Origin of the sequence: Agrococcus carbonis (assembly GCF_900104705.1) — a bacterium.
GTDB classification, from domain to species: Bacteria; Actinomycetota; Actinomycetes; order Actinomycetales; family Microbacteriaceae; genus Agrococcus; species Agrococcus carbonis.
Map to the genome: position 1 here is coordinate 150,047 of NZ_LT629734.1, position 23,161 is coordinate 173,207.

The following is a 23,161-nucleotide window of genomic DNA, read 5'->3' on the forward strand; positions in this document are numbered from 1 at the left end:
CGAGCGCGCGAGGCCCTCCCGCGCCGCCGCGCGGGGCGCCTCATGCCGAGCGCTCGGCGAGCACCGCCTCGTAGATGCCGCGCGTCTGCTCGGCGATGCGGCCCCAGTCGAAGCGCTCGCGCGCGCGCTCCCGGCCCGCGGCGCCCATGCGGCGGGCCGCCTCGGGATCGGCGAGCATGCGCGTGAGCGCGTCGGCGAGGTCGGCCTCGTAGCGGGCGGGGTCGGTCGGCGTGCCCGTGCCGTCCTGCACCTGGTCGATCGGCACGAGGAAGCCCGTGACGCCGTCGTCGACCACCTCGGGGATGCCGCCGGTCGCGCTGCCGACGACGGGCGCGCCGCACGCCATGGCCTCGAGGTTCACGATGCCGAGCGGCTCGTACACGCTCGGGCAGACGAAGGTCGTCGCGTGCGTGAGGAGCGCGCGCAGGTCGTCGCGCGGCAGCACGTCGTCGATCCACACGACGCCCTCGCGCGTCGACTGCAGCTCCTCCACGAGGCCGCGCACCTCGCCCATGATCTCGGCCGTGTCGGGGGCGCCGGCGCACAGGATGAGCTGCACCCCCTCGGGCAGCTCGCGCGCGGCGCGCAGCAGGTGCGGCAGGCCCTTCTGGCGCGTGATGCGGCCGACGAAGACGACCGACGGATGGTCGGGGTCGAGCCCGAGGGCGCGCGCGCGGTCGGCGTCGGGGTTCGGCGCCCACGCCTCGAGGTCGATGCCGTTGTAGACCGTGACGACCCGCTCGGGGTCGAGCGCGGGGTAGCTGCGCAGGATGTCGGCGCGCATGCCGTCGGAGACCGCGATGACGCGATCGGCGGCCTCGTAGGCGCGCCGCTCGACGTCGCTCGAGATGCGGTAGCCGCCGCCGAGCTGCTCGGCCTTCCAGGGGCGCAGCGGCTCGAGCGAGTGCGCGCTCACGACGTGCGGCACACCGTGGAGCTGCTGCGCGAGGCGGCCGGCCTCGTTCGCGTACCAGGTGTGGGAGTGCACGAGGTCGGTGCCGGCGACGGCATCGGCGATCTGCAGGTCGACCGCGAGCGTCTGCAGCGCGGCGTTCGCCTCCGCGAGCTCGGCCGGCACGTCGTAGGCCGTGACGTCGGCCTCGTCGCGAGGCGCGCCGAAGCAGCGCACCTGCACCTCGATCGAGCGCCGCAGCGCCCGCACGAGCTCGGTCACGTGCACTCCGGCGCCGCCGTAGACGGCCGGCGGGTACTCCTTGGTCAGCAGGTCGACGCGCATGGCTTCACCGTACGCCAGGAGGGCACGGGAGTCTGTGCGCGTCCCTGGTCGCGTCCAGCGGGCGGCGCATAGGGTGATGGGCATGGACAAGAAGGTCTTCGGGATCGTGCTCGCCGGCGGCGAGGGCAAGCGGCTGATGCCGCTCACCGCCGACCGGGCGAAGCCGGCCGTGCCGTTCGGCGGCGCCTATCGCCTCATCGACTTCGCCATCTCGAACCTCATCAACTCGGGCCTGCGGCAGATCGTCGTGCTCACGCAGTACAAGTCGCACTCGCTCGACCGGCACATCTCGCAGGTGTGGCGCATGTCGAACATGCTCAACTCCTACGTGACGTCGGTGCCCGCGCAGCAGCGCACGGGCAAGCACTGGTTCGCCGGCAGCGCCGACGCGATCTTCCAGTCGCTCAACCTCATCGCCGACGAGCGCCCCGACATCGTCGTCGTGGTCGGCGCCGACCACGTCTACCGCATGGACTTCCGCGACATGATCGACGCGCACATCGCCTCGGGCGCGCGCGCGACCGTCGCGGGCATCCGCCAGCCGCTCGAGCTGGCCAACCAGTTCGGCGTCATCGAGGAGGACGCCGAGCGCAGCGGCTTCATCCGCGCGTTCCACGAGAAGCCCGCCGACGCATCCGACCTCGTCGTCGCGCCCGGCGAGGTGCTCGCCTCGATGGGCAACTACGTCTTCGACGCGGATGCGCTCGTCGAGGCCGTGACGGCCGACAACGCGATCGAGGACTCCGACCACGACATGGGCGGCGACCTCATCCCCTGGTTCGTGCAGCGCGGCGAGGCCGGCATGTACGACCTCAAGCACAACACCGTGCCGGGCGCGACCGAGCGCGACAAGTACTACTGGCGCGACGTCGGCACGATCGAGTCGTTCTTCGACGCGCACATGGACCTCATCTCGGCGCTGCCGATCTTCAACCTCTACAACCGCGAGTGGCCGATCTACACGCAGATCGTCAACGCCCCGCCGGCGAAGTTCACGCGTGACGCGTGGGGCCGCGCCGCCGACGTCAACGAGGCGATCGTGGGCTCGGGCTCGGTCGTGCAGGGCGCCTCGATCGTGCGCAGCGTCGTCGCGCCCTGGTGCACGGTCGACGCGGGCGCGACCGTCTCCGACGCGATCCTGTTCGACGGGGTGCACGTGGGCGCGGGCGCCGTCGTGCGCCGCGCGATCATCGACAAGTCGGTCGAGATCGGTCCCGGCGTGCAGGTCGGCGTCGACCACGACCACGACCGCGCGCGGGGCTTCGCCGTCTCGGCCTCGGGCATCGTCACGGTGCCCAAGGGCGCGAAGATCGACCAGTGACGCGCGCCTCGCTGCTCGTCGTCACCGACGTCGACTCCACGCTCATCCGCGATGAGGTCATCGAGCTGCTCGCGCGCGCCGTCGGCCCGGACGCCGAGCGGCACGTCGCCGCGGTCACCGAGCGCGCGATGCAGGGCGAGCTCGACTTCGCGGCGTCCCTCGCCGAGCGCCTGCTCATCCTCGAGGGCCTCCCCGCCTCCGTCGTCGACGACGCTCGGGCGCAGGTGACGGTGACCGACGGCGTCCCAGAGCTCATCGCCGAGGTGCACGCGCGCGGCGGTCGGATCGCCGCGGTCTCCGGCGGCTTCCACGAGGTGCTCGATCCGCTCGCGGCAGAACTCGGCATCGACCACGCGCGCGCCAACCGGCTCGAGGTCGCAGGCGGTCGGCTCACGGGCCGCTCGACCGGCCCGATCATCGACGGCGCGGCGAAGCGCGACACGCTCGAGTCGCTGCGCGCGAACCTCGGCGTGGCGCGCGAGGCCGTGATGGCGGTCGGCGACGGCGCGAACGACCTGCTCATGATGGGCGCCGCGGGCGTCTCGGTGGCCTTCTGCGCGAAGCCGGCGGTGCGGGAGCGCGCGAGCCACGTGGTCGACGTGCCCGACTTCCGCGAGCTCCTCGCGCTGCTGCCGGGCGTCCCGACCCGCTGACCTCAGCCCTCGAGCAGCGCCCGCAGCCGCTCGAGGTCGGCCGCGACCGCCTGCGCGTCGGCCTCGAACGCATCCGCCCCGACGCCCTCGAGGCGCCGCAGCGTGAAGACGACCTCGGCGCCGAGCGGATGCGCGACGACGCGCATGGGGTTGTGCACGACCGTGCCGTCGGGCAGCGTCACGTCGTGGTCGAGCACGCCGAGGTCGTTGGGCGGCGCGAAGCGCACCCGCACGCGGCCCATCGGCGAGTCGACGACGAGCGCGTCGGCCTCGGTGCGCAGCTCGCCCTGCGCGAGCCCCGCGGCCCACGCGGGCAGGTGCGAGGGATCGCCGGCGAAGGCCGCGACCTCGCGCGGCGCGCGCCGGATGACGACGCTCACGTGCCGGCTCTCCATCGCCCCCTCCTCGGCTCGCGCGTCAGTGCCCCATGCCGAGGCCGCCGTCGACGGGGATGACGGCGCCCGAGATGTACGCGGCCTCGTCGCCGGCGATCCAGCGCACGACGGCGGCGACCTCCTCGGGAGTCGCGTAGCGGCCGGCCGGGATCGCCTTCTTGTACTCCGCCTGCGTCGCGTCGTCGAGCTCGGCCGTCATGTCGGTCTCGATGAAGCCGGGTGCGACGACGTTCGCGGTGATGCCGCGCGCGCCGAGCTCGCGCGTGATCGAGCGGGCGATGCCCACGAGGCCCGCCTTCGACGCGGCGTAGTTGACCTGGCCCGGGCCGCCGTAGAGGCCGACGACGCTCGAGATGAGCACGACCCTCCCCCACTTCGCGCGCAGCATGCCCTTCGACGCGCGCTGCACGACGCGGAAGGCGCCCGTGAGGTTCGTGTCGACGACGTCGACGAAGTCCTGCTCGCTCATGCGCATGAGCAGCGTGTCCCGCGTGATGCCGGCGTTCGCGACGACGACCTCCACCGGGCCGAGCTCGGCCTCGATGCGCGTGAACGCGGCGTCGACCGAGGCGCTGTCGGTCACGTCGGCGGCGACGGCGAGGGGGCCCTCGGGCCCGGAGCCGTCGCGCGAGGTGATCGCGACGCGGTGGCCGGCGTCGAGGAAGGCCTGGGCGATGGCGCGGCCGATGCCGCGGTTGCCGCCGGTGACGAGGACGGTGCGAGAGGTCATGCCGAGAAGCCTACGTCGCCCGATCCATGCGGTTCGCACAGGGTGGGCGCCGGGCGCGCGGGCGTAGACTCGGTGGAGCCATGCGAGAGCGCTCCGGGTCGATCACCGACCTCCCGATGTCCCCTGACGAGGATCGTCAGAGGCGCTTCCGCATGTACTTCTACCTCATGCTCGTGCGCGTCGCGTGCTTCGGCATCTTCTTCGTCGTGCCGGGGTGGTGGAAGCTCGTGCCGGCGTTCTTCGCCGTCTTCATCCCCTACTTCGCGGTCGTGATCGCGAACGTCTCGACCCGGCACGTCACGCAGGGCCTCACGCCGCCGAACGCGCTGCCGCCGGGCAAGGGGGACGCCGAGTGAGCCTGCTCTCGATGCTCGACGGCGGCTCGGGCGAGGCCCGCTGCTCGGCGTCCGGCTGCGGCGCGACGGCCGCCCACGCGTTGCACTGGCGCAACCCCCGCATCCACTCGGCCGACCGGGTCAAGACGTGGGCGGCGTGCGACGAGCACCGCGAGACGCTCGCGGCGTGGCTGCGCTCGCGCGGCTTCCCGGTGACGGCGACGGCCTTCGGCGAGACCGTGGAGCGGATCGCCTGATGCTGCGCCTCCTGCGCGAGCCTCGCTGGCTCGGCTACCTCGCCGCGGCCGTCGTGTTCGCGATCGTCTGCTGCGCGCTCGGCGTGTGGCAGTGGAACCGGCGGGAGGAGGCGCTCGCCGCGATCGATCGGCTCGCGAGCAACTACGACCGCGAGCCGGTCGCGGTGGCGGATGCGCTGCCCGCGCTCGACGCGTACGACGCCGACCAGCAGTGGACGCCCGTGCGCCTCGAGGGCGAGTACCTGCTCGACGAGCAGCTGCTGCTGCGCGGCCGCTGGCAGGGCGGGCAGGTCGGCTTCGACGTCATCGCGCCGTTCCGCACGACCGACGGCGCCGTCTTCCTCGTCGACCGCGGCTGGATCGACCAGGCGTCGGGGGCCGAGCGGCCGGTGACCGAGCCGGAGACCCCCGCGGGGCAGACGGTCGTCGTCGCGCGCCTGCGCCCCGACGAGGGAGCGATCCCCGGCCGCGGAGCGCCGGAGGGGCAGATCGCATCCGTCGACCTCGACGCGATCGCCGCCGACCTCGGCGAGCCGACGTACACGGGCGCCTACGGGCTGCTCGCGAGCGAGGGCGGCGGCGTGCCCGACGATGTCGCGGTCGCGACGCGCCCCGTGCTCGACGAGGGGCCGCACCTGTCGTACACGCTGCAGTGGTTCGTCTTCGCGCTCGGCGGCTTCGCGGCGCTCGCGTGGGGCATGCGCGATGAGCTGCGCGGCGAGCGGCCGACGGAGCGCCCCGTGCGCGCGCGCCGCACCGACGCCGACGTCGAGGACGACATCCTCGATCGCGGCTGAGTCAGCCGCCGACCGTCGGGATCGCCTCGGTGCGCACGGACGGCAGCCGCCATCCGAGCAGCTCGCTCGCGATGCGCAGCGTCGTCACGAGCGCGGCGATCCCCATGATGAGCAGCCAGTGGCCCGCGCCGAGCGCGATCGCCGCGGCGGCGGCGCTCGACCCGAGCAGCGCCGGCAGCAGGTAGAGGCGCGAGTCGCGCCGGAACACGGCGGGGATGTCGTTGGCGAGGGCGTCGCGCAGCACGCCGCCGCCGATGCCGGTGAGCATGCCGGCGAACGCGGCACCGACCGGGCCGACGCCCAGCTGCATCGCCTTCGACGCGCCGGCGACGACGAAGACGCCGAGCCCGATCGCGTCGAACACGAGCACCGCCTTGTCGAGCCGGCGCATCCAGCGGTGCAGCAGGAACACGACCGCCGCGCCGCCGAGCGCCACCGCGAGCATCCACCAGTCGGTGAGGGCCGCCACCGGGGTGGCGCCGATCAGCACGTCGCGCGCCATGCCGCCGCCGGTCGCCGTGACGACGGCGAGCCCGGCGATGCCGACGAGGTCCATCCGCTTCTCGACCGCGAGCAGCGCGCCCGAGATCGCGAAGGCGAGCACGCCGACGGCGTGGAACGACAGCCAGACCACCAGCACCGGGCCGGTCAGCGCATCCATGGCCGCTCCTCTCCGACTTCCGAGGCTAGGCGAGCCCGATCAGCTCGAGGTACTCCGGGTTCCAGAGGTCCTCGGTGCCGTCGGGCATGATGAGCACGCGCTCGGGGTCGAGCGCCTCGACGGCGCCCTCGTCGTGGCTCACGAGGATGACGGCGCCCTCGTAGGCGCCGAGCGCGCCGAGGATCTCCTCGCGGCTCGCGGGGTCGAGGTTGTTCGTCGGCTCGTCGAGCAGCAGCAGGTTGGCGCTCGAGACGACGAGCATCGCGAGCGAGAGGCGCGTCTTCTCCCCGCCCGAGAGCACGCGGGCGGGCTTGTCGGCGTCGTCGCCGGTGAAGAGGAACGAGCCGAGCACCCGGCGCGCCTCGGTGGGCGCGATGTCCGGGGATGCGGTCAGCATGTTCTGCAGCACGGTGCGGTCGACGTCGAGGGTCTCGTGCTCCTGCGCGTAGTAGCCGATCCGCAGGCCGTGGCCGCGCTCGATCTCGCCGGTGTCGCTCTCGGCGACCCCGGCGAGGATGCGCAGGAGCGTGGTCTTCCCCGCGCCGTTGAGCCCGAGCACGACGACGCGCGAGCCGCGGTCGACCGCGAGGTCGACGGCCGTGAAGATCTCGAGCGAGCCGTACGACTTCGACAGGTCGCGCGCCATGATCGGGGTCTTCCCCACGGGCGCCGGCTTCGGGAAGCGCAGCTTCGCGACCCGGTCGACCGCGCGCTCCTCCTCGAGCCCCGACCGCATCCGCTCCGCTCGGCGCGCCATCTGCTTCGCCGCGACGGCCTTCGTCGCCTTCGCGCCCATCTTGGCCGCCTGCAGCTCGAGCTGGCTCGCCTGCTTCTCGACGTTGGCGCGCTCGCGCTTGCGGCGCTCGGCGTCGGCCTCGCGCTGGCGCAGGTAGAGCTTCCACCCGGTGTTGTAGATGTCGATCACCTGGCGGTTCGCGTCGAGGTAGAAGACGCGGTTCACCGTCTCCTCGACGAGCTCGACGTCGTGGCTGATGACCATGAGGCCGCCCTGGTAGCCCTTGAGGAACTCGCGCAGCCACACGACGGAGTCGGCGTCCAGGTGGTTCGTCGGCTCGTCGAGCAGCATCGTGTCGGCGCCCGAGAAGAGGATGCGGGCGAGCTCGATGCGGCGGCGCTGGCCGCCCGAGAGCGTCTCGAGCGGCTGGTCGAGGATGCGGTCGGGCAGCTGCAGGTTCGACGCGATCGCGGCGCCCTCGGCCTCGGCCGCGTAGCCGCCGAGCGCGAGGAAGCGATCCTCGAGGCGGCTGTACCGGCGCATCGCCTCGTCGGCGACGGCGCCGCCCTCCCCCATCTGCTCGGTCGCGAGGCGCATGCCCTCGACGAGCTCGCCGATGCCTCGGGCGTCGAGGATGCGTCGGCGCGCGGTCTGCTTCGGGTCGCCCGAGCGCGGGTCCTGCGGCAGGTAGCCGATCTCGCCGGTGCGCTCGACGGTGCCCGAGAACGTGTGGCCGTCGCGGTCGTCGCTCACGCCCGCGAGCACCTTCGTCATCGTCGTCTTGCCCGCGCCGTTGCGCCCGACGAGCCCGATCTTGTCGCCCGCGGCGATGCGGAACGACACGTCGCTCATGAGCGTGCGGGGGCCGACGGAGAGCTCGAAGCCGGACACGGCGATCATGACGCGCGGGAGCCTCTCTCGACGGGGTGCGGGGCGGCCCGGACGGAGGCGGGCCAGCCGCCCAGCCTATCAGCGCGGGCGATGCGCCGCGGCGGATGCCGAGCGGATGCCGGCGCGGTCCGCGGGCCCGCCTAGGCTGTCGCCATGACTGCAGCCGCCCTGCCCCTGCCCCGCCGCACCGTGCTCGCCGACGCGCTCGTCGGGCACCGCACGCTCGTGAAGGACCTGCTCCTCGTCGCCGCCGGCATCGCCGTCGTCGCGGCGCTCGCGCAGGTCGAGATCCCGATGTGGCCCGTGCCGATCACCGGCCAGACGCTCGGCGTCATGCTCGTGGCCGCGACGCTCGGCATGCGTCGCGGCATCGCGGCGATGGGCGGCTACATGGCGCTCGGCCTCGCCGGCGCGCCCGTCTTCGCGGGCTTCACGGGGAGCATCGCCGCGATCGGCAAGCCGTCGTTCGGCTTCATCATCGGCTTCATCGCCACGGCCGCCGTCGTCGGCTGGCTCGCCGAGCGCCGCTGGGACCGCCGCCCCGTGCTCGCGATCGCGCTCTTCGGCCTCGCGAGCCTCATCCCCTTCGCCTTCGGCATCCCCTACATGGCCGCCGTGCTCGCCGCGATGGGCGCGCCGGTCGACCTCGCGGGCGCGCTCGCCGTGGGCTTCGTGCCGTTCATCGTCGGCGGCCTCGTGAAGTGGGCGATCGCCGCCGCGGTGCTCCCCGCCGCGTGGGCGGGCGTGCGCGCGTTCGAGCGCCGCGCGCGCTGAGCCCCACGACCGACCCGTGAGGGGCCCGCGCTCGAGCGCGGGCCCCTCGTCGTCCGCCCCGCATCCGCTCGTGCACCGCCGCCGACCCGGCAGCGCGTAGCGTGGGGACCATGACCGACGAACACGGCGCCCCTGGCGACGACCGCGACCCTGCCGGCGACCGCGACGGCGAGGGCAGCGCGTTCGCGAGCCTGGGCCTGCCGCCCGAGATCCTCCGCGCGCTCGACGATGTCGGCTACGAGACGCCGTCGGCGATCCAGGCCGAGACGATCCCGCTGCTGCTCGAGGGGCGCGACATCATCGGCCTCGCGCAGACGGGGACGGGCAAGACCGCGGCGTTCGCGCTGCCGGTGCTCGCCGCGATCGACGTCGCGCGGCGCGAGCCGCAGGCGCTCGTGCTCACGCCGACCCGTGAGCTCGCGGTACAGGTGTGCGAGGCGTTCGAGCGCTACGCGGCGCACCTCGGCGGCGTGCACGTGCTGCCGATCTACGGCGGGCAGGGCTACGGCGTGCAGCTCTCGGCGCTGCGCCGCGGCGTGCACGTCGTGGTCGGCACGCCGGGCCGCATCATGGACCACCTCGCGAAGGGCACCCTCGACCTCTCGGGCCTCACGCACGTCGTGCTCGACGAGGCCGACGAGATGCTGCGGATGGGCTTCGCGGAGGACGTCGACGAGATCCTGCAGCAGACGCCGGAGGACAAGCAGGTCGCGCTCTTCTCGGCAACGATGCCGCGGCAGATCCGCGCCATCTCGCAGCAGCACCTGCGCGAGCCCGCCGAGGTGACGGTGCGCGGCGGCGCGCAGACCTCGCCGAGCATCACCCAGCGCGCGCTCATGGTGAGCTACCAGCAGAAGCTCGAGGCGCTCACCCGCGTGCTCGAGGTCGAGCCGTTCGAGGCCGCGATCGTCTTCACGCGCACCCGCGGCGAGACCGAGACGGTCGCCGAGCGGCTGCGGGCGCGGGGCCACGCCGCCGCCGCGATCTCGGGCGACGTCGCCCAGCCGCAGCGCGAGCGCATCATCGAGCAGCTCCGCTCGGGCGAGCTCGACGTGCTCGTCGCGACCGATGTCGCCGCCCGCGGCCTCGACGTCGAGCGCATCAGCCACGTCATCAACTACGACCTGCCGATCGACACGGAGTCGTACGTGCATCGGATCGGCCGCACGGGCCGCGCGGGCCGCACGGGCGACGCGATCAGCTTCGTGACCGCGCGCGAGCGGCGGATGCTCTCGGCGATCGAGAAGGCGACGCGCGGCACGCTCGCGATCATGCCGATGCCGAGCGCGGGCGAGGTCAACCAGACGCGGCTCACGCGCTTCGACGACGCGATCACCGCGGCGCTCGAGCAGACCGACCGCATCGAGGCGTTCCGCGACATCGTCGCCCACTACGTCGCCCACCACGACGCCGAGCAGGAGGACGTCGCGGCGGCCCTCGCCGTCGTCGCGCAGGGCGAGACCCCGCTGCTGCTCGACGAGGAGGCCGACCGGGCGCTCCAGGCCTCGCGCGCGCCGCGGCCCGAGCGCGAGCGCGCCGACGGCGGCGAGCGGCGCCCGCGCCGCGGGCCCGCGGACGTGACGACCTACCGCCTCGCGGTCGGCAGCAAGCGCGGCGTCGAACCCCGGCAGATCGTCGGCGCGCTCGCGAACGAGGGCGGGCTCGGGCGCGACGACTTCGGCCGCATCCAGATCCGCTTCGACTTCACGCTCGTCGAGCTGCCCGAGCTCGACCGCGCGCAGCTCGAGCGGCTCTCGCAGACCCGCATCCTCGGCGTGCCCATCGACATCCGCGTCGACACGGGGCGCCGCGAGCCCGGCGAGCGCGGGCGGCAGGACCGGCAGCGCCGGGGCGACCGCGACGGCCGCGATCGGCCGCAGCGCGCTCGGCCCGATCGCGACCGGTCCGACCGCGACCGCCCGGGCCGCGATCGCCCGGGCCGCGACCGCCGGAGCTAGGCCGTCGCGCGGCGCGGGTTCCAGGCGCCCTGCGCGACGTCGGGCACGAAGCCCTCGACGTCGACGGGCCAGCGCACAGTCTGCCCCGTCTGGGCCGACTGGTACGCCGCCATGAGCAGCTCGGCGACCGCGAGGCCGTTGCGCAGCGACTCGAGCGGCTGCTCGCCCCGCAGGAAGCAGCTCGTCACGTGGCGGTTCTCCCCCGTGTAGCCGTAGGAGACGGCCTCGTCGGAGACGATCGGCATGAGGCCCTGCTCGGCGTTCTGCTTCTCGAGCATGTCCTCGCCCTGCGCCTGCCCGAGCGCTCGCGAGAGGAAGACGCGCGACTCGGTCGCGAGCGTGTCCGACTGCATCGAGTACTCGGGGCCGAGCAGCTCGAACGAGAGGCGCAGGCCCGCGCCCACGTAGCTCCACGAGGTCGTGCCCTCGGCGATGACCGTCTCGCCGTCGCCGTTCACGAACTCCCACGCGGCGCGCGCGTAGTCCTCGCTCGGCCGCTCGCGGTAGTCGGGCGCGCCGGGGTAGAGCTCCATGAGCCGCTCGGCGTAGGCGGGTCGGCCCCACTTGAGGCTCTGGATGCTCGCGGTCACGGAGACGGGCGTGAGCCAGTCGGAGGGGTCCACGCCGGGCGGCGTCAGCAGGTAGCGGCCCGCCTCGACCGAGTGGCACATCATGTCGCTCAGCACGCCGCCGCCCTGCTTCGCGCCGTCCCAGAACCACGCCTTGTGCGGTCCGGAGTGCTCCTCGGCGCAGCGCGCGAGGTAGGGCGTGCCGGCGGCCTCGGCGCCTCGGCGCCACACGAGCTCGTGCGCGCGCGTGATCGACGGCGAGTAGACCTGGTTCTCGAGGTAGGCGTGCAGGAGCCCCGCCGACTCGACGAGCTCGAGGATCTCGCGCGCCTCGGCGACGGTGCGGCCGAGCGGCTTCTCGATCGCGATGCCGGTCAGGCGTGCGCCGGCGCGCACCTCCTCGACGATCGCCCGCACGACCTCGAGGCGGGAGTCGTTGGGCGCGAGCACCCACACCGCGTCGACGCGGTCGTCGCGCACGAGCGCGCGCACGTCGGCGTGCACCGCGACGTCGCGCCCGACACCGAGCTCCTCGGCGATGCCCGCGAGCCGCGTCGCGCTCTCGGAGGTGCGGGAGGCGACCGCGACGACGTCGCCGTCGCGCACGCCCGCGAACGATCGCACGTGGAACTCGCCGATGAAGCCGGCGCCGACGATGCCGACGCCGAGCACGGAGCGCTGAGCCATGGTGGGGATCCCTTCGATCAGGTGAGCGGCGCCGTCAGGCCCGCAGCCGGCGCTGGCGGCCGTAGACGGCCAGCAGCGCGATGAGCACGACGCCCTGCACGACGGTGCGCGCCCACTCGGGCATGCTGAGGGTCGTGAGGAGGCTGGTGAGGACGGTGAGCACGATCGCCCCGATCGCGCTGCCGAGGTAGCCGCCGACGCCGCCCGAGACGAGCGTGCCGCCGATGATGACCGCGGCGATCGACGGGAGCGTGAGGTCGTCGGCGAGGCTCAGGAACACCTGCTGCGAGTAGCCGACCATCGCGATGCCGCCGAGGGCCGCGAAGACCGAGCACAGGACGTAGGCGACGACGAGCGTGCGCCCGACCGGCACGCCCGAGAGGCGCGACGCCTCGCGGCTCGAGCCGACGGCGTAGAGCTGGGCGCCGAAGGTCGTGCGGCGCAGCAGGAGCGTCACGAGCACGGCGAGCACCGCCCAGACGAGCAGGATGCCGGGGACGCCGAGCACGTCGCGCCCGTTGACGAGCTGCACGAGCGCCGGGGCGGCGCGGCCGTCCGCGACGCCGCCGGTGACGACGAGCACGAGCCCGCTCACGACGCCGAGCATGCCGAGCGTCATGACGAAGGGCGGGATGCGCAGCAGCACGATGCCGAGGCCGTTCGTCAGGCCGATGAGGGCCGCGACCCCGATGGCGAGCAGCACGCCCGGCACGAGCAGCGCATCCGACCCGTTCATCGTGCGGCTCGCGAGGATCGCGGCGAGCGTCGCGGTCACGCCGACCGAGAGGTCGATGCCCTCGCCGCCCGAGAGCACGACGATCGTCTGCCCGATGGCGATGATGCCGAGGAACGAGGCGACCCGCAGCATGTTCACGATCTGGTCGGGAGCGGCGAAGCCGGGCTTCAGCACGCCGCCGATGACGACCAGGAGGACGGCGATGAGCGCCGCGATGACGACGGGGTCGCGGAGCAGGCGCGCGGCGCGGCTCGCGACGGGCGCGGTCGCGAGGTCGGTGCGGCTCATCGCTGCCTCCTCGGTGCGCCGAGGGCGCTCAGGGCGAGCGCGAGGATGACGACGAGCCCGGAGGCGAGCGCTCGCCACGAGGTGGGCAGGCCGATCGAGAAGAGGATGGTCGAGGCGAGCGAGAGCGTGATGGCGCCCGCGATCGCGCCGATCGGCGAGCCGATGCCGCCGCGCAGCGCGATGCCGCCGATGACGACCGCCGCGATGCTGTTGAGCGCGAGGTCGCCGCCGATGAACGGGTCGCCGGAGCCCGCGTTGCCGAGCACCGCCATCGCCGCGATGCCGCACACGCCGCCGCAGATCGCGTAGGAGGCGAGCTGCGCGCCGGCGACGGGCACGAGCGACGCGAAGGCGGCCGCGGGCCCGCCGCCTGTCGCGCGGATGTGCCGCATGATGCGCAGCCGGCGCACGACGAGCCAGCCGAGCGCGACGGCGACGACGAGCAGCAGCGAGACCGGCACCGTGGCGACGGCCTGCCGGAACGTGCCGGTGAGCACCGCGGGCACCGTGCCGCCGGGGGTCGGCAGCACGAGGAGCGCGAGGCCCGAGAAGACGGATGCGGTGGCGAAGGTCGCGATGAGCGGCTGCAGTCGCAGCCGGCTCACGATGAGGCCGTTGACGATGCCGCACGCGAGGCCGGTGCCGATCGCCGCGGCGAACCCGACGAGCGCGAGCCCGTCGCTGCCCTGCATGACCTGCACGGCGACGACGCTCGAGAGCGCGACGATCGCGCCCGCGGAGAGGTCGAGCCCGCCGCCGATCACGACGACCGCCTGCGCGACCGCGACGAGCACGAGCGGCAGGAAGGTCGCGAACGTCGACGCGATGCCGTAGGGGGTGGTGATGCCCGGCTGCAGCACGACCGCGAGCACGACCGCGGCGACGAGCAGGCCGGCGGTCGCCCACGAGGCGACGCGGACCCGTCCGAGGCGCTCGCCGATGGGCGTGCGCTCGTCGACGGGCGGGGGCGCGGTGGCGGTCATGCGGCGTCCTCCGCGGTGCGCTCCCCCGGCGCGTGCTGCGAGCCCGCGCCGATCCGCAGCGCGGCCTCGACGAGCCGCTGCTCGGTGATCTCGTCGCCGACGAGCTCGGCGTGGATCGCGCCCTCGAACATGACGAGCACGCGGTCGCACACGGTCACGAGCTCGCGATCCTCGCTCGAGTTGATGACGACGGTCGCGCCCTCGTCGGCGAGGCGCCGGATGATGCGGTAGATCTCCGCCTTCGCGCCGACGTCGACGCCCTTCGTCGGGTCGTCGAGCAGCACGACGCCGGGCTCGGTGAGCAGCCACTTGCCGAAGACGACCTTCTGCGCGTTGCCGCCCGAGAGGCTCGAGACGGGATCGCCGAGATCGCCGAGCTTGATGGCGAGCGCGTCGACCATCGAGCGGGCGGCGGCGCGCTCCCCGGCGGCGCGCAGCACACCCGCGCGGCTGCGACGGCCGATGCTCGCGATCGCGAGGTTCTCCTGGATCGAGCGCGGCGGGAGCGTGCCCTGGGTGCCGCGGTCGCCGGGCACGAGCGCGATGCCTCGCGCGGCGGCCGCGCGCGGGGAGGCGAGGCGCACGGGGGCGCCGTCGACCTCGACCTCGCCCGTCGCCGCGGTCGCGCCGAACAGCGCGAGCAGCAGCTCCGACTGCCCCTGGCCCTGGAGGCCGCCGAGGCCCACGATCTCGCCTGCGCGCGCCTGCATCCGCACCCCCCGCAGGCGGCCGCCCGCGAGGTCGCGGACCTCGAGGCGGACGCGCCCGGAGGGTCGCTCGCCGTGGTCGCGCTCGACGGCCTGCACGTCGCCGACCATGAGGCGCACGAGCGCGTCGGGCTGCACGCCCGCGATCGGGGTCTCGGCGACCGTCTCGCCCGAGCGCAGGATCGTCGCGCGGTCGCACAGGTCGGTGATCTCGTCGAGCCGGTGGGAGACGAACAGGATGCTCGCGCCGGCGTGGCGCAGCTCGCGCACGATCTCGAAGACGACGGCCACCTGGTCGCGGTGCAGCGACGCGGTCGCCTCGTCGAGCAGCAGGATGCGCGGCTCGCGCAGCAGCGCCTTGCCGATCTCGACGAGCTGCTGCTGGCCGGGCGCGAGCTCGCGCACGGGCTGGTCGGCGCGCACGTCACCGAGCGCCGGCCCGAGCCGCTCGAGCACCGGGCCCACCCGGCGGCGCGCCGCGCGGTCGGAGAGGAAGCCGGCGCGGCCCGGCTCCTGCCCGAGCACGAGGTTCTCCCCCACCGTGAGCTCGGGGATGAGGCTCAGCTGCTGGTAGACGGCGGCGATGCCGAGCCGCGCGGCCGCCCGCGGCGAGCCGATGCGCACCGGAGCGCCGTCGATCTCGATCTCTGCGGCGTCAGGGCGCACCGAGCCCGCGAGCACCTTGCCGAGCGTGGACTTGCCGGAGCCGTTCGGCCCCAGCAGCCCGTGGACCTCGCCGCCCGCGGCCGTCAGGCTCGCACCCTGGAGCGCGCGCACACCGCCGTAGCGCTTGCGCACGCCCGTGAGGCGCACGAGCGGCGAGGTCTCGGTCATCGTCGGTCTCCTACTGGAAGAAGCGCTGCACGTCGTCGCGCGAGAGCACGGAGTCGAGCACGTAGGTGTCGGGCTCGCCCTCGACCTCGGCCCAGACCTCGTCGAAGTTCGCGCTCGTGACGGGCTCTTCGAGCTCGAGCACGATGTCGTGCCCGTTCTCGAGCTGCGCCTCGTCGAGCTCCTGGCCCTGCAGCATCGCCATCGCGATGTGCAGCGCCGTCGCGCCGGTGCCGGGAGGGTTCACGACGCCGATCGACTCGAAGCCGTCGCCCTGCTCGCTCCACAGCCGCAGGAACCCGTTGCGGGCCTCGCCCGACATCACGATCTCGTCCTGCTTCTCGGCGGCGATGAGCGCCTGGAGCACACCGAGGGCCATGCCGTCCTGCGTCCACACGCCGTCGATGTCGGGGTAGGTCGCGAGCAGGTTCGCCATCTGCTGCTGGCCTGTGGCCTGGTCCCAGCCGCCGTCGGCGGTCGTGAGCACCTCGACGCCCGCGTCTTCGAACACCGCCTCGGCCGCGCCCCAGCGCGCCTCGTTGGCCGGGTGGCCCGAGATGCCGTTGACGGCGACGATGCTGCCGCCCTCGCCCACCTGCTCGGCGAGCCACTCGGCGCTCGTCTCCGCCCAGAGGGCCTGGTCGATGCCGACGTTGATGACGCTCTCGGCCGTGACGGCCTGGTCGATCGCGAAGACGTGGATGCCCTGGTCAGTCGCCTCCTGGAACACCTGGTCGAGCGCAGAGCCGGAGTTCGGGTCGACGATGATGGCGTCGACGCCGGCGTTGATGAGGTTGCGGACCTGCTGGATCTGGCCGTTGACGTCGGTGTCGGCGTTCTCGAGCACGAGGTCCTCGAGCAGGCCCTCGTCCTGGTACTCGGACGCGGCCTCCTCGATGTCGGCGATCATCTGGGTGCGGTACTCCGAGCCGACGAAGCCGTTGCTGACGCCGATCGTGAAGGGGCCGGCCGCCTCCCCCTCGGAGCCGCTGGGGGCGGGCTCGTTCGAGACGGTCGAGCAGCCCGCGACGACGAGAGCCGCCGTCGCCACCGCTGCGAGACCGAGTGCGCGCTGTCGCATGTCGATGCCTCCTTGCATCTGAGCCTGCACTTTCACGCAGACTGCGAGAAATGATGGGGACAGTCTGGCACGCCGGAGGCGACGCGGCTAGCGCCGTGGCCGAATCGTGACCTCGCGGTCGAGCAGCTGCTCGAGCGGCCCGAACGCGTCGATCGCGATGGCGGCGGCGCCGAGCAGCGCGCCGTCGACCGGCGTCGACGCCGGCACGAGCGCCGGGAGGTGCAGCACGCGGCCCGTCAGGCGCCGCTCGAGCTCGGGCCCGACGACGCCCGCGAGCGGCGCGAAGCGGCCCGCGAGCACGATCGCCTCGGGATCGAGCAGCGCGCACACGTTGGCGAGCGCGACGGCGAACTCGTCGAGCACCCGCTCCGCGAGCGCACCCGCGGCGGAGCGGTCCCCCAAGTGCGCGAACAGCGCCGCGAACGGCTCCGCGTCTGGGGGCAGCGCGACCCCGGCCTCTGCGGCGCGGCGCACGAGGCCCGCGGAGCCCAGCTGCGACTCGAGGTCGCCGAAGTCGTCCTGCTGCCGGTCGATCGAGTCGGGCCCGACGAGCATGCGGCCGATCTGCCCGGCGAAGCCGCGGCTGCCCTCCACGATCCGGCCAGCCTCGACGATGCCCGCGCCGACGCCCTCGAACACGGCGAGCGCCATGAGGCTCGACGCGCCGCGCTGCGCGCCCCAGCGCGACTCGGCGACGGCGATGAGGTTGGCGTCGTTGCCGACCGCCACGGGCGCGCCGAGGCGCTCGCGCAGCAGCTCGCCGAGCCGCACGCCGTGCCAGTGCAGGGCGGGCGCGAAGTCGACGGTGCCGTCGGTCTGCACGGGACCGGGGATCGCGACGCCGACGGCGACGGGCATCCGGCCGTCCCGGTCGACGAGGAAGGCGCCGGTCGTGGCCTCGAGGGTGTGCGCGAGGCGCTCCTCGGGCCCCTCGGGCGGGTCGTCGAGCCGTTCGCTCCAGCGCACCGCGCCGTCGAGGTCGACGAGCGAGAGGGTCGTGTGGTGGTCGGCGACGTCGACCGCGAGCACGAGCGCCGCGCCGGCCGCGACGCGCACGCGCCCGAGCGGGCGGCCGCCCGCCGGGCCGACCGTGGCGTGCTCGACGAGGAGGCCCGCGTCGATCAGCGCGGCCGCGGCGCGGGAGACTGTCGCGATGCTGAGGCCGGTCGCCTCGGCGAGCTCGGCGCGGGACGACTCGCCGGCGGCGCGAGCGGCCGCGAGCACGGCGGCGCGGTTGCGGCGAGTCGTCGAGACGGAGCTCATGGCGACATCCTCGCACCCCTCGTCAGCGCGGATCGTCCTTGCGCTCGACCCGCGGATCCGGCAGGAGCGTCGAGACGACGGGCTTGTGGCGGGCGCGCGCCCACACGATGAAGCCCGCGACGGTGAACGCGCCGTAGAAGGCGTACATCCCGGCCGTCGCCCAATAGCCGGCGGCGACCAGCAGCGGCACGCCCACGAGGTCGACGGCGACCCAGATGAGCCAGAACTCCGTCCACCCGCGGGCCATCCCGTAGGTCGCCAGGAGCGATCCGACGAACGTCCACGCATCCGCCCACACGGGCTCGAACGAGCCGAGCGCGCGGAAGATCGGTGTGAGCGCGACCGTGCCGACGACCATCGCGACCGCGAGGCCGATGCGCTGCCGGCCGCTCGCCCAGCGCGGCACGATCGTGCCCTGCGGGCCGCGCGCCTGGCGCCACCGCACCCATCCGTAGATCGCGACGGCGATGAACATCACCTGCCTGCCGGCCTGGCCGAGCAGCGCGGGCAGCGTGTGCGACGGATCGAGGAGGGCGCCGAGGAAGACCGTCAGCAGCAGCAGGTTGCCGACGATGCCGACGGGCCACGCCCAGACGCGGCGCAGCATGCCGCCGAGCGCGCTCGCGAGGCCGAAGGCGTTGCCGACGACCTCGCGCAGCAGCAGCTCCTGGCCGCCGCCGACCGGGATCGTGGCGCCGTAGAGGTCGAAGAGCCAGGAAGCGGGGTCCATGCGTGGCTGCTCTCCTCGGTGGGCGTGAACCCGAGTTCACTCGCTTGCGCTCGTGACGGCGCTGGGCCGGAAGGCCCACTGGGCCTTCCGCGATCTCACGGCGTCAGATCGTGAAGCCCAGCTCACTCGCTTGCGCTCGTGACGGCGCTGGGCCGGAAGGCCCACTGGGCCTTCCGCGATCTGACGGCGTCAGATCGTGAAGCCCAGCTCACTCGCTTGCGCTCGTGACGGCGCTGGGCCGGAAGGCCCACCGGGCCTTCCGCGATCTGACGGCGTCAGATCGTGAAGCCCAGCGCCCTCATCATCTCGCGGCCGTCCTCCGTGATGCGCTCGGGGCCCCACGGCGGCATCCAGACCCAGTTGATGCGGAACCGCTCGACGACGCCGTCGAGCTTCTCGGCGATCTCGGTCTCGATCACGTCGGTGAGCGGGCAGCCGGCCGAGGTGAGCGTCATCGAGATGACGAGCGCATCCTGCTCGTCGTCCCACGCGAGGTCGTAGACGAGCCCGAGGTCGACGATGTTGACGTCGAGCTCCGGGTCGACGACGTCCTTGAGCGCCTCGGTCGCCTCGTCGAACTTCGCCGCGTCGACCTCGATCAGCGCCATCACACACCTGCCTTCAGGTACCGATCGTAGCCCTCCTCCTCGAGGCGGTGCGCGAGCTCGGGACCGCCCTGCTCGGCCACGCGCCCGTTGACGAACACGTGCACGTGGTCCGGCTCGATGTAGCGCAGGATGCGCGTGTAGTGCGTGATGAGGAGCACGCCGAGGCCCGTCTCGCCCTTGATGCGGTTGACGCCCTCGGAGACGACCCGCAGCGCGTCGACGTCGAGGCCGGAGTCGGTCTCGTCGAGCACCGCGAAGCGGGGGCGCAGGAGCTCCATCTGGAGGATCTCGTGGCGCTTCTTCTCGCCGCCCGAGAAGCCCTCGTTGACGTTGCGCTCGCCGAACGACGGGTCCATGCGCAGCTTCTCCATGGCGCCGCGCACGTCGCCGATCCACTGGCGCACGCGCGGTGCCTCGCCGTCGATCGCGGTCTTCGCGGTGCGGAGGAAGTTCGAGACCGTGACGCCGGGGATCTCCACCGGGTACTGCATCGCGAGGAAGAGGCCGGCGCGGGCCCGCTCGTCGACGCTCATCTCGAGGACGTCCTCGCCGTCGAGCGTGATCGAGCCGCCGTCGACCTCGTAGCGCGGGTGGCCCGCGATCGTGTACGCGAGGGTCGACTTGCCCGAGCCGTTGGGGCCCATCACCGCGTGGATCTCATCCGAGTTGATCGTGAGATCGACGCCGCGCAGGATCTCCTTCTTGCCCTGCTCGGTCTCGATCGAGACCCGCAGGTCCTTGATGTCCAGGACGCTCATCGTGCTTCCCTCTCTACGAATTCTGGGTCAATGGGTTCGCGACGTCGACGAGCACGTCGTCGCCGTCGATGGTCACGGGGAACACCGGCACCGGCTCGTACGCCGGCAGGTTGAGCGGCTTGCCGGTGCGCAGCGCGAACTGCGAGCCGTGCGCCCAGCACTCGATCGTGTCGTCCTCGACGAACCCCTCCGACAGCGAGATCTCGCCGTGGGTGCACGTGTCGCCGATGGCGTGGATCGTGCCGTCCGACTGCTTGACGATCGCGACCGCGATGCCGTCGAGCTCGACCTTCACGGCTGCGCTCACCGCGACGTCGTCGACGCCGCACGCGCGCTGTGCCGTCATGCCCCCGCCTTCGAGGCGGGCGCGAGGCCGGCGCCGCGGCGCAGCTCCTCCTCGATCGCCTCGGCGAGCCGCTCCTCGATCTCGGGCACGCCGATCTTCTGCACGATCTCCATGAGGAAGCCGATCACGACGAGGCGACGGGCCTCCTCCTCCTCGATGCCTCGCGACTCGAGGTAGAAGAGCTGCTCGTCGTCGAAGCGGCCGGTGGCGGATGCGTGCCCGGCGCCGGCGATGTCGCCGGTCTTGATCTCGAGGTTCGGGATGCTGTCGGCGCGGGCGCCGTCGGTCAGCACGAGGTTCTGGTTCTTCTCGTAGCTGTCGGTGCCCGTGGCGCCCTGCCCGATGAGCACATCGCCGATCCACACCGAGCGCGCGCCGGTGCCCTGGAGCGCGCCCTTGTAGAGCACGTCGCCGCGGGTCTCGACGCCCTCGTGGTGGAGGAACACCTGGCTCTCGATGTGCTGGCCGCTGTCCGAGAACGAGAGGCCGTACATCTCCCCCTCGGCGCGGTGGCCGGCGAGGCGCAGCGACGGGTTGACGCGCACGACACCGCCGCCGAACGAGACGACCATGTGCTTGAGGTAGGCGCCGTCGCCGACGACCGCCTGGTGGGCGGCCGCATGCACGGCGTCGTCCTCCCAGTCCTGCACCGACACGAGCGTGAGGCGCGCGCCGTCGCGGACGATGATCTCGACGTTCTGCGCGTACTGCGCCGAGCCCGAGTGGTGCAGCACGAGCGTGCCGACCGAGCCGGGCATCGCCTCGATGACGATGTGGGCGTTGCCGTGGCGGTCGGCGCCCGTGCCGTGCAGGCGAGCGATGATCGGCTCGGAGAGCTCGCGGCCCTCCGGCAGGCGCACGTGCAGCGCGTTCTCGCAGCGCTTCCACGCGATCGCGCTCACGACGTCCTCGGGGCGGAAGATCTCGCCGCGCGGCGCGGCGTCGTGCCCGCTCGACTCGACGAGCAGGCCCGCCGCCTCGAGCGCCGCGACGTCGTACTCGATCGCGTTCGTCTCGCCGGTCTCGGTCTCCTCGTCGACGAGCAGCGGCGCGAGGCGCTTCAGGTCGCTGAGGCGCCAGTTGACCTCGCGGCCGGTGGGCGTGCCGAAGTCGGCCGGGTCGAACGACGTGGGCCGCTCGGAGCGCGTCTGGATCGGGACGAAGCGCTCGGCGGTGGTCAGGTGGGCAGGAGTGGTCTCGGTGGCGGTCATGTCAGCCGACGGATCCTTCCATGCTCATCTCGATGAGCTTGTTGAGCTCGAGCGCGTACTCCATCGGCAGCTCGCGGGCGATCGGCTCGATGAAGCCGCGGACGATCATGGCCATCGCCTCGGTCTCCTCGAGGCCGCGGGACATGAGGTAGAACAGCTGCTCCTCGCTCACCTTCGACACGGTGGCCTCGTGCCCGAGCACCACGTCGTCGACGCGGATGTCGATCGCCGGGTAGGTGTCGGAGCGCGAGATCGTGTCGACGAGCAGCGCGTCGCAGACGACGCTGTTCGCCGAGTGGTGCGCGTTCGCATCCACGCGCACCTCGCCGCGGTAGCCCGAGCGGCCGCCCCCGCGCGCGATCGACTTCGAGACGATCGACGACGTCGTGTACGGCGCCATGTGGATCATCTTCGCGCCGGCGTCCTGGTGCTGGCCGGGGCCTGCGAACGCGACCGAGAGCGTCTCGCCCTTGGCGCGCTCGCCCACGAGGTAGATCGACGGGTACTTCATCGTCACCTTGGAGCCAATGTTGCCGTCGATCCACTCCATCGTCGCGCCCTCCTCGGCGATGGCGCGCTTCGTGACGAGGTTGTAGACGTTGTTCGACCAGTTCTGGATCGTCGTGTAGCGCACGCGGGCGTTCTTCTTCACGATGATCTCGACGACGGCCGAGTGCAGCGAGTCGCTCGAGTAGATCGGGGCCGTGCAGCCCTCGATGTAGTGCACGTACGAGCCCTCGTCGGCGATGATGAGCGTGCGCTCGAACTGGCCCATGTTCTCGGTGTTGATGCGGAAGTAGGCCTGCAGCGGGATCTCTACGTGGACGCCCTTCGGGACGTAGACGAACGAGCCGCCGGACCACACCGCCGTGTTGAGCGCCGCGAACTTGTTGTCGCCGGCCGGGATGACGGTGCCGAAGTACTCCTCGAAGAACTCGGGGTGCTCGCGCAGCGCCGTGTCGGTGTCCATGAAGATGACGCCCTGCCGCTCCAGGTCCTCCTGGATCTGGTGGTAGACGACCTCGGACTCGTACTGCGCGGCGACGCCCGCGACGAGCCTGGCGCGCTCGGCCTCGGGGATGCCGAGGCGGTCGTAGGTGTTCCGGATGTCCTCCGGCAGGTCCTCCCACGTCTGCGCCTGGCGCTCGGTCGAGCGCACGAAGTACTTGATGTTGTCGAAGTCGATGCCCGAGATGTCGGCACCCCACGTCGGCATCGGCTTGCGCTCGAACAGCTGGAGCCCCTTGAGGCGCCGCTCGAGCATCCAGTCGGACTCGCTCTTCAGCCGCGAGATGTCGCGCACGACCGCCTCGCTCAGGCCGCGCTTCGCAGTCGCACCGGCCTCGTCGGAGTCATGCCAGCCGAACTCGTACTGCCCCAAGCTCTCGAGCTCGGGCCGGTCGATCAGGACATCGGACATCGCTCCCCCTTTTCACGCATCTGTTGCAACCCGGCGGTGCTCCTCGGCATTCCGCGCGGCCTCCGCACCTCCGGCCGAGGCACGGTCGCGATCGGGCCATAATGGAGTGGCCGTCGCACATGCCTCACCGCGTTCAGCGGCACGGGGATTCGGAGCCGATGGGCTCCCCACGATCCTACCGCGACCGGCAGGAGAGGT

Annotated in this window: 24 protein-coding genes; 7 read left to right on the forward strand and 17 right to left on the reverse strand. The window is 72.9% G+C overall.

Features of this window, described 5'->3' with window-relative positions:
* Positions 1–40: 40 nt before the first annotated feature.
* A complete protein-coding gene (glgA, locus tag BLT67_RS00765) occupies positions 41–1,237 on the reverse strand; it encodes a glycogen synthase (RefSeq protein WP_092664845.1) in 1,197 nt (398 codons plus the stop codon).
* Positions 1,238–1,313: 76 nt separating this feature from the next.
* On the opposite strand from glgA, the gene glgC reads away from it, so the two are divergent.
* Positions 1,314–2,558, forward strand: a complete 1,245-nt coding sequence (gene glgC / locus BLT67_RS00770) for a glucose-1-phosphate adenylyltransferase (protein WP_092664848.1) — start codon at positions 1,314–1,316, stop codon at positions 2,556–2,558.
* Positions 2,555–3,211: a phosphoserine phosphatase SerB gene (serB, locus tag BLT67_RS00775; protein WP_092664852.1), complete on the forward strand. Its 657-nt coding sequence runs from the start codon at positions 2,555–2,557 to the stop codon at positions 3,209–3,211. The genes glgC and serB overlap by 4 nt, the downstream gene beginning before the upstream one ends.
* A 2-nt stretch (positions 3,212–3,213) precedes the next feature.
* Here the strand turns inward: serB and BLT67_RS00780 are convergent, their stop codons facing one another.
* Together BLT67_RS00780 and fabG are read right to left on the reverse strand one after the other, a co-directional pair.
* Positions 3,214–3,606, reverse strand: coding sequence for an SRPBCC family protein (locus BLT67_RS00780; protein ID WP_092664855.1), 393 nt, complete (start codon positions 3,604–3,606; stop codon positions 3,214–3,216).
* 22 nt (positions 3,607–3,628) lie between these two features.
* A complete protein-coding gene (gene fabG, locus BLT67_RS00785; RefSeq protein WP_092664858.1) occupies positions 3,629–4,336 on the reverse strand; it encodes a 3-oxoacyl-ACP reductase FabG in 708 nt (235 codons plus the stop codon).
* Positions 4,337–4,416: 80 nt separating this feature from the next.
* Between fabG and BLT67_RS00790 the strand changes: the two genes are divergently transcribed.
* From BLT67_RS00790 to BLT67_RS00800, 3 genes are read left to right on the forward strand one after another with little or no spacing between them, the layout of a single operon-like run.
* Positions 4,417–4,692 carry a DUF3099 domain-containing protein gene (locus BLT67_RS00790; protein WP_157674086.1) on the forward strand — a complete coding sequence of 92 codons (276 nt, stop codon included), beginning with the start codon at positions 4,417–4,419 and terminating at the stop codon, positions 4,690–4,692.
* Positions 4,689–4,928: a hypothetical protein gene (locus tag BLT67_RS00795; RefSeq protein ID WP_331712148.1), complete on the forward strand. Its 240-nt coding sequence runs from the start codon at positions 4,689–4,691 to the stop codon at positions 4,926–4,928. Before BLT67_RS00790 ends, BLT67_RS00795 begins: the two co-directional genes overlap by 4 nt.
* Positions 4,928–5,725 (forward strand): SURF1 family cytochrome oxidase biogenesis protein, encoded by a 798-nt coding sequence (locus tag BLT67_RS00800; protein WP_092664864.1) that lies wholly within the window; start codon positions 4,928–4,930, stop codon positions 5,723–5,725. The genes BLT67_RS00795 and BLT67_RS00800 overlap by 1 nt, the downstream gene beginning before the upstream one ends.
* A 1-nt stretch (position 5,726) precedes the next feature.
* On the opposite strand, the gene BLT67_RS00805 is transcribed toward BLT67_RS00800, so the two are convergent.
* Together BLT67_RS00805 and BLT67_RS00810 are read right to left on the reverse strand one after the other, a co-directional pair.
* On the reverse strand, positions 5,727–6,386 hold the full coding sequence (locus tag BLT67_RS00805) for a trimeric intracellular cation channel family protein (RefSeq protein WP_092664867.1): 660 nt from the start codon (positions 6,384–6,386) through the stop codon (positions 5,727–5,729).
* 25 nt (positions 6,387–6,411) lie between these two features.
* Positions 6,412–8,022: an ABC-F family ATP-binding cassette domain-containing protein gene (locus tag BLT67_RS00810; protein WP_092664870.1), complete on the reverse strand. Its 1,611-nt coding sequence runs from the start codon at positions 8,020–8,022 to the stop codon at positions 6,412–6,414.
* A gap of 144 nt (positions 8,023–8,166) precedes the next feature.
* On the opposite strand from BLT67_RS00810, the gene BLT67_RS00815 reads away from it, so the two are divergent.
* Together BLT67_RS00815 and BLT67_RS00820 are read left to right on the forward strand one after the other, a co-directional pair.
* On the forward strand, positions 8,167–8,787 hold the full coding sequence (locus tag BLT67_RS00815) for a biotin transporter BioY (RefSeq protein ID WP_092664873.1): 621 nt from the start codon (positions 8,167–8,169) through the stop codon (positions 8,785–8,787).
* A 110-nt stretch (positions 8,788–8,897) separates the two neighbouring features.
* Positions 8,898–10,745: a DEAD/DEAH box helicase gene (locus BLT67_RS00820; RefSeq protein WP_092664876.1), complete on the forward strand. Its 1,848-nt coding sequence runs from the start codon at positions 8,898–8,900 to the stop codon at positions 10,743–10,745.
* Here BLT67_RS00820 and BLT67_RS00825 read toward each other — a convergent pair.
* The 12 genes from BLT67_RS00825 to sufB form a co-directional block, all read right to left on the reverse strand.
* On the reverse strand, positions 10,742–12,001 hold the full coding sequence (locus BLT67_RS00825; RefSeq protein ID WP_092664879.1) for a Gfo/Idh/MocA family protein: 1,260 nt from the start codon (positions 11,999–12,001) through the stop codon (positions 10,742–10,744). The two genes, BLT67_RS00820 and BLT67_RS00825, sit on opposite strands and share 4 nt — an antisense overlap.
* Before the next feature lie 34 nt (positions 12,002–12,035).
* On the reverse strand, positions 12,036–13,025 hold the full coding sequence (locus BLT67_RS00830; protein ID WP_092664882.1) for an ABC transporter permease: 990 nt from the start codon (positions 13,023–13,025) through the stop codon (positions 12,036–12,038).
* Positions 13,022–14,008 carry an ABC transporter permease gene (locus BLT67_RS00835; protein ID WP_092664885.1) on the reverse strand — a complete coding sequence of 329 codons (987 nt, stop codon included), beginning with the start codon at positions 14,006–14,008 and terminating at the stop codon, positions 13,022–13,024. The genes BLT67_RS00830 and BLT67_RS00835 overlap by 4 nt, the downstream gene beginning before the upstream one ends.
* A complete protein-coding gene (locus BLT67_RS00840) occupies positions 14,005–15,549 on the reverse strand; it encodes a sugar ABC transporter ATP-binding protein (protein ID WP_092664888.1) in 1,545 nt (514 codons plus the stop codon). Before BLT67_RS00840 ends, BLT67_RS00835 begins: the two co-directional genes overlap by 4 nt.
* A 10-nt stretch (positions 15,550–15,559) precedes the next feature.
* Entirely contained in the window at positions 15,560–16,627 is a 1,068-nt protein-coding gene (locus BLT67_RS00845) for a substrate-binding domain-containing protein (RefSeq protein WP_157674088.1), read from the reverse strand.
* Positions 16,628–16,714: 87 nt separating this feature from the next.
* Entirely contained in the window at positions 16,715–17,890 is a 1,176-nt protein-coding gene (locus tag BLT67_RS00850) for an ROK family transcriptional regulator (protein WP_092664894.1), read from the reverse strand.
* Positions 17,891–17,912: 22 nt separating this feature from the next.
* Positions 17,913–18,620, reverse strand: coding sequence for a nicotinamide riboside transporter PnuC (pnuC, locus tag BLT67_RS00855; protein ID WP_092664897.1), 708 nt, complete (start codon positions 18,618–18,620; stop codon positions 17,913–17,915).
* Between the two features lie 275 nt (positions 18,621–18,895).
* A complete protein-coding gene (locus BLT67_RS00860) occupies positions 18,896–19,228 on the reverse strand; it encodes a metal-sulfur cluster assembly factor (protein ID WP_092664900.1) in 333 nt (110 codons plus the stop codon).
* On the reverse strand, positions 19,228–19,986 hold the full coding sequence (gene sufC / locus BLT67_RS00865; protein WP_092664902.1) for a Fe-S cluster assembly ATPase SufC: 759 nt from the start codon (positions 19,984–19,986) through the stop codon (positions 19,228–19,230). The genes BLT67_RS00860 and sufC overlap by 1 nt, the downstream gene beginning before the upstream one ends.
* 13 nt (positions 19,987–19,999) lie before the next feature.
* Positions 20,000–20,332 (reverse strand): non-heme iron oxygenase ferredoxin subunit, encoded by a 333-nt coding sequence (locus BLT67_RS00870; RefSeq protein WP_092664905.1) that lies wholly within the window; start codon positions 20,330–20,332, stop codon positions 20,000–20,002.
* Positions 20,329–21,543, reverse strand: a complete 1,215-nt coding sequence (sufD, locus tag BLT67_RS00875) for a Fe-S cluster assembly protein SufD (protein WP_092664908.1) — start codon at positions 21,541–21,543, stop codon at positions 20,329–20,331. The genes BLT67_RS00870 and sufD overlap by 4 nt, the downstream gene beginning before the upstream one ends.
* A gap of 1 nt (position 21,544) precedes the next feature.
* On the reverse strand, positions 21,545–22,963 hold the full coding sequence (sufB, locus tag BLT67_RS00880) for a Fe-S cluster assembly protein SufB (protein WP_092664911.1): 1,419 nt from the start codon (positions 22,961–22,963) through the stop codon (positions 21,545–21,547).
* Positions 22,964–23,161 lie beyond the last annotated feature (198 nt).

What these genes read in the sequence shown, in the direction of transcription:
- glgA (WP_092664845.1), bottom strand. Translation starts at nt 1,237, where the DNA reads ATGCGCGTCGACCTGCTGACCAAGGAGTACCCGCCGGCCGTCTACGGC.
- glgC (WP_092664848.1), top strand. Translation starts at nt 1,314, where the DNA reads ATGGGCATGGACAAGAAGGTCTTCGGGATCGTGCTCGCCGGCGGCGAG.
- BLT67_RS00780 (WP_092664855.1), bottom strand. Translation starts at nt 3,606, where the DNA reads ATGGAGAGCCGGCACGTGAGCGTCGTCATCCGGCGCGCGCCGCGCGAG.
- fabG (WP_092664858.1), bottom strand. Translation starts at nt 4,336, where the DNA reads ATGACCTCTCGCACCGTCCTCGTCACCGGCGGCAACCGCGGCATCGGC.
- BLT67_RS00790 (WP_157674086.1), top strand. Translation starts at nt 4,417, where the DNA reads ATGCGAGAGCGCTCCGGGTCGATCACCGACCTCCCGATGTCCCCTGAC.
- BLT67_RS00800 (WP_092664864.1), top strand. Translation starts at nt 4,928, where the DNA reads ATGCTGCGCCTCCTGCGCGAGCCTCGCTGGCTCGGCTACCTCGCCGCG.
- BLT67_RS00805 (WP_092664867.1), bottom strand. Translation starts at nt 6,386, where the DNA reads ATGGATGCGCTGACCGGCCCGGTGCTGGTGGTCTGGCTGTCGTTCCAC.
- BLT67_RS00810 (WP_092664870.1), bottom strand. Translation starts at nt 8,022, where the DNA reads ATGATCGCCGTGTCCGGCTTCGAGCTCTCCGTCGGCCCCCGCACGCTC.
- BLT67_RS00815 (WP_092664873.1), top strand. Translation starts at nt 8,167, where the DNA reads ATGACTGCAGCCGCCCTGCCCCTGCCCCGCCGCACCGTGCTCGCCGAC.
- BLT67_RS00820 (WP_092664876.1), top strand. Translation starts at nt 8,898, where the DNA reads ATGACCGACGAACACGGCGCCCCTGGCGACGACCGCGACCCTGCCGGC.
- BLT67_RS00825 (WP_092664879.1), bottom strand. Translation starts at nt 12,001, where the DNA reads ATGGCTCAGCGCTCCGTGCTCGGCGTCGGCATCGTCGGCGCCGGCTTC.
- BLT67_RS00830 (WP_092664882.1), bottom strand. Translation starts at nt 13,025, where the DNA reads ATGAGCCGCACCGACCTCGCGACCGCGCCCGTCGCGAGCCGCGCCGCG.
- BLT67_RS00835 (WP_092664885.1), bottom strand. Translation starts at nt 14,008, where the DNA reads ATGACCGCCACCGCGCCCCCGCCCGTCGACGAGCGCACGCCCATCGGC.
- BLT67_RS00840 (WP_092664888.1), bottom strand. Translation starts at nt 15,549, where the DNA reads ATGACCGAGACCTCGCCGCTCGTGCGCCTCACGGGCGTGCGCAAGCGC.
- BLT67_RS00845 (WP_157674088.1), bottom strand. Translation starts at nt 16,627, where the DNA reads ATGCGACAGCGCGCACTCGGTCTCGCAGCGGTGGCGACGGCGGCTCTC.
- BLT67_RS00850 (WP_092664894.1), bottom strand. Translation starts at nt 17,890, where the DNA reads ATGAGCTCCGTCTCGACGACTCGCCGCAACCGCGCCGCCGTGCTCGCG.
- pnuC (WP_092664897.1), bottom strand. Translation starts at nt 18,620, where the DNA reads ATGGACCCCGCTTCCTGGCTCTTCGACCTCTACGGCGCCACGATCCCG.
- BLT67_RS00860 (WP_092664900.1), bottom strand. Translation starts at nt 19,228, where the DNA reads ATGGCGCTGATCGAGGTCGACGCGGCGAAGTTCGACGAGGCGACCGAG.
- sufC (WP_092664902.1), bottom strand. Translation starts at nt 19,986, where the DNA reads ATGAGCGTCCTGGACATCAAGGACCTGCGGGTCTCGATCGAGACCGAG.
- BLT67_RS00870 (WP_092664905.1), bottom strand. Translation starts at nt 20,332, where the DNA reads ATGACGGCACAGCGCGCGTGCGGCGTCGACGACGTCGCGGTGAGCGCA.
- sufD (WP_092664908.1), bottom strand. Translation starts at nt 21,543, where the DNA reads ATGACCGCCACCGAGACCACTCCTGCCCACCTGACCACCGCCGAGCGC.
- sufB (WP_092664911.1), bottom strand. Translation starts at nt 22,963, where the DNA reads ATGTCCGATGTCCTGATCGACCGGCCCGAGCTCGAGAGCTTGGGGCAG.